The 7,971-nt window shown below is 44.0% G+C and carries 6 protein-coding genes; 5 read left to right on the top strand and 1 reads right to left on the bottom strand.

Annotated elements, in window-relative coordinates:
- Positions 1-664 (top strand): response regulator (locus VB740_RS34295; RefSeq protein WP_323204279.1); only part of this gene is annotated, 664 nt, incomplete at its 5' end.
- 68 nt (positions 665-732) lie between these two features.
- Positions 733-1,710, top strand: a complete 978-nt coding sequence (locus VB740_RS34290; protein ID WP_323204278.1) for an SDR family NAD(P)-dependent oxidoreductase — start codon at positions 733-735, stop codon at positions 1,708-1,710.
- A gap of 227 nt (positions 1,711-1,937) precedes the next feature.
- On the opposite strand, the gene VB740_RS34285 is transcribed toward VB740_RS34290, so the two are convergent.
- Complete coding sequence (locus VB740_RS34285; RefSeq protein ID WP_323204277.1) at positions 1,938-4,367, bottom strand: PhoX family protein; 2,430 nt, start codon at positions 4,365-4,367, stop codon at positions 1,938-1,940.
- Positions 4,368-4,859: 492 nt separating this feature from the next.
- Here VB740_RS34285 and VB740_RS34280 point away from each other — a divergent pair, with 492 nt between their 5' ends.
- From VB740_RS34280 to VB740_RS34270, 3 genes are all read left to right on the top strand, one after another.
- Positions 4,860-5,654 carry a hypothetical protein gene (locus VB740_RS34280; protein WP_323204276.1) on the top strand — a complete coding sequence of 265 codons (795 nt, stop codon included), beginning with the start codon at positions 4,860-4,862 and terminating at the stop codon, positions 5,652-5,654.
- 119 nt (positions 5,655-5,773) lie between these two features.
- The gene (locus VB740_RS34275) at positions 5,774-7,366 is read left to right on the top strand and encodes an alkaline phosphatase D family protein (RefSeq protein WP_323204275.1); all 1,593 of its coding nucleotides are present in this window, start codon (positions 5,774-5,776) and stop codon (positions 7,364-7,366) included.
- 199 nt (positions 7,367-7,565) lie between these two features.
- Positions 7,566-7,763 (top strand): hypothetical protein, encoded by a 198-nt coding sequence (locus VB740_RS34270; RefSeq protein WP_323204274.1) that lies wholly within the window; start codon positions 7,566-7,568, stop codon positions 7,761-7,763.
- Positions 7,764-7,971: the final 208 nt, after the last annotated feature.

The following is a 7,971-nucleotide window of genomic DNA, read 5'->3' as shown; positions in this document are numbered from 1 at the left end:
CATGACCTTTGTGAAGGTTGGCAGCTTGCAAAAGAGACTTAACGGGAAAAGTCAGATAAAGCTTTTACCTCACGGCAGAAATTTACCAATCATTGTCTATACAGGTAGAGAAATTAGCAAAGCTCAAGAAACAGAACTCAGACGGATTGCTGAAACAATCATCATTAAAGATGTGCGATCGCCCGAACGTCTCCTTGACGAAACAGCATTATTTTTACACCGAATCCAAGCAAATTTACCTACACCCAAACGAGAAATACTTGAACAACTGCATTCCATAGACCACTTACTCGCTGGCAAGAAAGCGCTAATTGTCGATGACGATGTGCGTAATATCTTTGCGCTGACAAGTATGCTGGAGCGTTATCAAATACAAGTGTTATATGCTGAAAACGGCAGAGAGGGGATAACCCTGTTGGAAACTACACCAGATATTGATGTCGTTTTGATGGATGTCATGATGCCAGAAATGGATGGTTACGAAACAACACGCTTAATCCGCCAAAACGAGCAATTTAAATCTTTGCCGATTATTGCACTGACCGCTAAAGCCATGCAAGGCGATCGCGAGAAGTGTATTGAAGCAGGCGCATCTGATTACATTACCAAACCCGTAGATACTGAGCAACTGCTTTCACTATTACGCGTTTGGCTATACCGTTAATCAAAAGCAGGGGGAGCAGGGGAGGCAGGGGGAGCAGGGGGAGCAGGGAGCAGAGAAAAGGGATTATTATGAGACATCTTGAGGGTAGAGTGGCATTGGTAACAGGTGCTACGCGGGGGATTGGTAGGGGAATTGCTATTGGTTTGGGTGAGGCTGGGGCAACTGTATATGTTACCGGGCGCAGCCTCAACAACTCTTCCGGTGATGGAGTTTCAGGGAGTCTTAGCGAAACCCAAGCGGCCATAGAGGAAGTTGGTGGTGTGTGCATTCCCGTCCAAGTAGACCACAGCGACGATGAGCAGGTGCGTTTGCTGTTTGAGCGCATCCAAGATGAACAGGATGGACAACTCGACCTACTGGTGAATAATGCTTACTCAGGAGTTCAGGCATTAAAAAACGCCTATGGACAACCCTTTTGGGATTGTGAACCAAGTATTTGGGATGCTAGCAATAACGTTGGTCTTCGTAGCCACTATATTGCGAGTGTTTTTGCTGCCCGAATGATGACTAAGCGTAACTCTGGACTAATTTGCACCATTTCCTCATGGGGTGGAATGTCTTATCTTTTTAAGACAGTATATGGTGTTGGTAAAGCAGCTTGCGATCGCCTAGCAGCTGATATGGCTGTTGAGTTAAAACCTCATAATGTGGCTTCTGTTTCAATTTGGCCAGGTATTGTTGGGACTGAGCTTTTTTCCCGTTTTGCTTCTGAAATGAATCAAAGCAATGCTACTGAAAAGAATAACTCATTTCTTAGCGATCGCTACAACTGGGAAACTCCCTTATTAACTGGACGGGCGATTGCTGCACTTGCTGGTGAGCCAAATGTCATGCGCCATACAGGACGTGTGCAGATTGTTGCCGAACTAGCTAAGAAATATGGAATTGTAGATGAAAATGGCGATCAACCTGCATCGCTACGTTCTTTGCGTTTTTTGCTGCCAGCTGCATTACCTGTACTGAGAAATTACTCATGGCTTATACCCGATATTAAAGTGCCGTGGTCACTACTGCTACTGGGGGCACTTAGTTCGCCTAAGATTTAATGAGCATTGGGCAATACGCTTGGGTTAAGCAAATTTATCTGTTAAGGCAGGCAGGGGGAGCAGGGGAGGTAGGGGGAGAGAAAGAAACAACTGTATTTAAAGCTATTCCGGTAGTAAAAATTACTAAAAATTTCTCTTTACTCTCTCTGCTCCCCCTGCTCATTTCACGATGACCTCACTTTTTTGCGTTGCTTCAAAGTGGCATTGGTCACAAATCGGTTAAGCTTTTAAACAAAGCGACCGCTTGATTGTTTGCGGCGAATCCCAATCACACTTGAGCGTGGTGGCCCCTCAGAATTCCCCTCAATGTTACTGGGCCAATTACTACCACGAGGCACACTGCGTTTTTGAGTAAACAAAGTGCCATCCAAGTTCAAAATCTCAATATCTCGGCTGAGAGTTTGCTGAGGGGTGAATGGAACTTCTTCACCAGGATGCTGCACCGAAATAATCAGTGTATCGCCAACGAAAGTAGGCCCGGTCAACTCACAGCGTGGTGGCCCATAAGCAAAAGGTACAACTTCCCCAGCATCAGAACCACTGGTGGGAATGAAGAAAAGAAAGTTATTGCCAAAAACCCCAATCAGGTTAGAAGTTCTGACATTAAAATTAGAATCATCTGCGCTAGGTGAGTTAGAACCCACTACCCGATGGTCTACCCGTAATACTTCTGGGTTAGCGCCTGTGCTGAAACCATTGTGGGCTTCAGTAGACATATCAGTGACACCCCAAATGTTACCTTGGCTATCAAATGCCAAGTTATCTACGTTAGCAAAGCCATCTCCCGGTTCTGCACCTGCTTCACCACCTTTAGCAAATCGCTGCCAACGGAAGGTTGTACCTGTGCCATCAGCACTATCTTCGATAATTTTAAAAAGTGACCCTGAAGGCTGTGCCGCGTTGACTTTAGCACTGTACTTAGAAACCACAAAGATTCGTGAATCAGGATAGCCATCTCCTGAAGGCGCACCATCTGTGTAAGCGATAAAGACTTCGTTATGATTTCTCGGATTGACTTCTATATCTTCAGGGCGAGCCGTTGGAGTTCCGCCAATTAGATTAGCAGCTAAAAAAGCATCAACCAAAACTGCACCTTGGCTGGTGTAGAAATCAGACAACTTTTTGCCCTTGTATGCAGGTATAGCTTCAGCCTCACCATAAGAGCTAATAGTTCCGTCTTCGGTAATTGTTTCTATTGTGACAACAATTGACCCACCATTTTCAGTTTGTCCTAAAATACCACTGCGCTTTGGTAGCCGAGTATTACCATTATTAGAAGCTTTGCCCAATGCGGCAATTTCTACAGAAGCGAGAGTTGATGGTGGAATCGGATTTGTCGGCGTATCTAGTTTTAGAGGAATCCATTGCCCTGTACCGTTGGCATTGTAACGGGCGACATATAAAGTGCCGCTTTCAAATAAGCCACTATTGTTTTTATCAGTGGGATTTGTAACTGTACCAGAACTGACAAACTTCCAAGTGTGTCCCCCGCGCCGATCATCTCCCATATAACCCACTAATGGTTGTCCAGCTTTCGCACGCACAGCGATATTTTCATGGCGGAAGCGACCTAAAGCAGTATGTTTGCGTGGACGGAAACTTTGGCTCGATGGATCAATTTCTACCATCCAGCCGTATTTTTCGCCAACTAAGCCAAATGTAGCTCCTGTTGTGCCTTCAATGTAGCTTGTTTGTGTGCCATTGGGATTAACAAATTCCTGAACTCCTACAAAAGAGCTTGGACTGGCTTGAAAGTTTTCTTCAGCTGACAAGACAGTTCCCCAAGGAGTTGTACCGCCAGAACAGTTAAATCCGGTGCCGATGATTTTGTTACCTAGTCCGTCAGAACTAAGGGAGAAAACTTCTGTCGCACTTGGCCCAGTACCAATTAGATAATTGTTGTCTCCTTGCTGGTAACTTCTGCTACCCCAAGATGTGATGTTTTGATAATTATCAGTGCGATCGCGATTAATTGCTAAACCAGAAAGTCCGTGAATGCGGCGGTTATTCGGGTCATGCACCACAGCAAAGCGCCCACTGCGGTTTGGGCGGGCAATCCGCACAACAGAGCCACCGATGTTATACATGAATTCACCCAAGACTTCGATATTAGTTCTGTCTTCTGGTAAATCTCGACCAATGATTAGGGGGTAAGATGTGGGGAATCCTCCTAAACCGCTATCAATTAAGAAGCCAGGTACAGTCGTAGAAAATGGGTAGGAGATGTATTCGTGATTGTTCCAAAGGTAGCCGTCATTGGGGTTTCTCCCATCAACGGGAATAAAGCTGGTGTAGTCGCTATTGTAGCCAAAGTAATCTTCTTTATTTGGAAAAACGCGATCGCCCCAACTCACAATTACATACCGTTCGTATTCCGGTGGAACCACAACATCGTCTACTATGCTGTAGCTACTTAACTGGGCATTAGCAGAGGGTTGTAATACATTTCCTTGCTCAATTCCTGTTGGTAAGTAGCTTGTTTGTTGTGTGTAAATCGGTAAAGGATGGGGCAACCGAATTGGGGTAAATTTTAGGGGTTGAACCGCATCAGCAGCATTACCGCCAAAAAATTTTTCTCCAAACGCAGGAGCTAGAATAGTTGCACCAGCGCTTACACCAAAGAAAGCCAGTAACTGTCTACGTGAAAATTTAGTCATTAGATTACCTCTTGTTAGGAATAACTGAAATCAGTAGCCTAAAATCTTTGTCATTTCTTGTCTATAAAATGATTAATAATAAACAAGAATCATTTGTTACTCATCGTTATCAAATATTTCAACTATTGGCTGCATCTAGTCACTCAGATTTTCAGCAAATTAATATTAGAAAACAGATACATATTCAGCAACAATTACTCTTTCTTCTCAGGAGTATCAATAATTTCTTCAACTTTATAACTAATTGTTTGGCATAAATAATATTAATTTACCTTTATAACTATGTAGGTATACCTTTACCAATAACATCAATCTTAAGAAGTAAAAATATTTATATCTCAAGGATGTTTATTGGAGAATTTGCTATTTTTAACGCCTACTTAAAATCTTGTTAACCTTGTGATTTCTAATTTGAGCTATAGAGAGATATATAAATAGCTTTTGTAGTAAATACAGTATTGAAAGTTAAAGCTGAAAATTAAGGAGTAAATAATGAATAGGGTTGTTTTTTCTATTGTTAGTATCTTTGCAAGTTTGGCTCTACCTAATGCTGCCCTAGCTGCAATCATCAACGGTGGCTTTGAAAATAGCTTTGACAATTGGCAAACATTAGGCGATTACAGAGTAGAGACTTCAGCTTTCGGGAGTGGGACAGTAAAAGGAAATTCTCAAGCTTTTCTATCAACTGCTTATAATGAAGTGGTTGGTGTTGACGAAAATGGTGGAGAAGTTCTAGGAGGAAGTGCCGCTCCTGCTGCCTACATCACAGGCATTGCTGAGAACTCATTAGAAAGTTTTCTAGATGTATCATCTTTCTTTGGAGAAAACTTTCTAGCAGATGCGATTGAGGGTTCTGCTATCAAACAAACTTTCACAGCACAAGCAGGAGAAACCTTATCTTTTGCTTGGAACTTCCTCACCAATGAGTCAGTTGGCGATAATAGCAATCCTGATTTTAATGATTTCGCTTTCGCAACTGTGAGTAATAACTCTCAAAACTTATTTTTCAGATTGGCAGATACCACTACAGAGTTTTTGCCTAGAAATTCTGATTCGAACTTTTTTGAAGAAACCGGATTTAAAACTTTTTCTTTTACCCTACCAACTAATGGTGAATATACCTTAGGCATTGGGGTTGTAGATGTAGGTGAACCAACAATAATTTCTGGGCTGCTTGTTGATCAAGCGCAAGCTATTCCCGAAACAAATTCAACATTTAGTCTGTTAATTTGGGGAATTTTAGGAGCCTTCTCGGCGCTCAAGCATAGTCAAAAATCGCGTTATTAGTTCAGGCTAAACAATTAGGATTGTGTTGGAATAATCAACACTTAACCTGATTGCAAAGAAGCATTAAAGTTGCGCTGTTAAACTTTGCTGTGATTCAAACGCGACAATAAGGGGAGTATATGCAAAACTTCAACTTCGAGCGCTTGCTCTCAAGTCGCCTGAGACGGCGACAAGTATTAATTGGGGCTGGAGCCTTAACTGGTTTTGCGATCGCTAATCAATTCTCTAACAAAGTTCTCGCCCAGCCCCGATTCTCTAATTATCCTTTTAGTCTGGGTGTTGCTTCCGGTGAACCACTTCCAGATAATGTAGTGCTGTGGACGCGTTTAGCCCCCGATCCGCTCAATGGTGGCGGGATGCCACAATATAATGTTCCAGTGCAGTGGCAGGTTGCTACCGACGAAAAGATGCAGCAAGTTGTCCGCAGGGGCACACAGATGGCTACTCCAGAATTGGGACACTCTGTTCATGTAGAAGTACAAGGATTACAACCCGCCCGTTGGTACTGGTATCAGTTTAGGGTGGGCAATGAAGTTAGCCCAATCGGACGGACTCGCACTGCTCCTAATCCGCGCGATCGCGTTGAGCGCTTCCGCTTTGCCTTCGCTTCCTGTCAAAACTGGCAAAGCGGTTATTATGCCGCCTACAAAAATATGGCTCAAGAGGATTTGGACTTAGTGGTTCATCTCGGTGATTATATTTATGAAGGCGCACCGAGTACAACTGCGCTGCGATCGCACGATGGCAATGGTGAACCATTTACCTTGCAGGAGTACCGTAACCGCCACGCTCTGTACAAGACTGACCCACACCTACAAGCAACTCATGCTGCATTTCCTTGGCTAGTCACTTGGGATGACCACGAAGTTGACAATAACTGGGCAGACGAAATTCCTCAAGACCCCGAACTACAATCACGTTCGGTGTTCCTTGCCCGTCGTGCTGCTGCTTTTCAGTCATACTACGAACACATGCCACTGCGGGACTTCTCAAAGCCTAGAGGTCTTGATTTGCAGCTTTACCGACGGTTGACTTTTGGCGATCTTGTTGAATTCAATGTCTTAGATACCCGCCAGTACCGTACCAATCAACCCTGTGGTGACGGGCGTAAGCCGCGATGCGCTGAAGCTACTGACCCAACTGCCACAATGACTGGTTCGGAGCAAGAGCGGTGGCTGTTTGAGGGACTAAATCGCTCTGGCGCACGCTGGAACGTCATTGCCCAACAGACTATCATGGCTCAGTTTGACTACAATACCGGAGTTGAAAAAGTCTTTAACCTTGACCAGTGGGACGGTTATGTTGCCTCTCGCAATCGCATTCTCGGTTTCATCCAGCAACGCCGCCCCTCAAACCCCGTAGTCATTACTGGTGACTGGCATTCTAGCTGGGTTAATGACCTTAAGGCTAACTTTGACGACCCCAACTCACAAACAGTAGCAACTGAGTTTGTTGGTACTTCGATCAGTTCAAGTTGTCCTTGGACATTCGACGTAGAAGCAGCATTGCCACAGAACCCGTGGGTAAAATATTTCAATGGGAGACTGCGCGGTTATGTTCGCTGCGATCTCAACCGCGAACGCTGGCGTACTGACTACCGACTGCTGCCTCAGTCTCAACCTACCGGAATTGCAGTGTCTGATCCAAATGCTCCTGTCATTACAGCGGCTTCCTTCGAGTTGCCAAATCAGGGAGTTGTAGCGCAAGTCTAGTAGGTATCAAGCCGAGATGTTTGTAATTTTCTGCAATATGAGTTTAAAAAGCTTGATTTTCCGTTGTAAATAGAGGCTTTTTTGACTCTGATGTAGCGAATTCTCAAAGGCAGACAGGATAAGGTTTTTTAGACCATCTTACAGGAAATCATAAGGGTTTCGGCTCAATGCCAACTAGATTACACGATTAAGGAGCTTTTTGCTTACGCTAAGAGTGCGATCGCCACCGGAAAGGGCGGGTACGCCATCGCACGTTTACTATGTATTTTCTAGTACATTACTAGCCAGTTGTGGCGTACCCCTGCGGGGAAGCAAGCTACGCGCAGCGTCTCCAAGAGTTGCGATGACCGAGCGCTGTGGGTTGGCTGCTGAGTTCTACAGCGTTGGGTCAACTTAGGACATTTAGCAAATTTATCTTTGAGAGGCAATTCAATCAGTCAGTTAAATGTAATTCAAAATTTCAATAGCTAAAAATGAATAATTTAAGTTATAAATTATCAGGTTTCACTACATATTTAACACCTGAGACGGCGACAAGTTTTGATTGGGACTGGAGCCTTAACTGGTTTTGCGATCGCTAATCAATTCTCTAACAAAGTTCTCGC

The sequence above is a fragment of the Nostoc sp. UHCC 0251 genome (assembly GCF_034932245.1).
Lineage (GTDB): Bacteria > Cyanobacteriota > Cyanobacteriia > Cyanobacteriales > Nostocaceae > Nostoc.
Note: the sequence above shows the minus strand (reverse complement) of the source record. Positions and strands in the feature narration are given on the sequence as shown.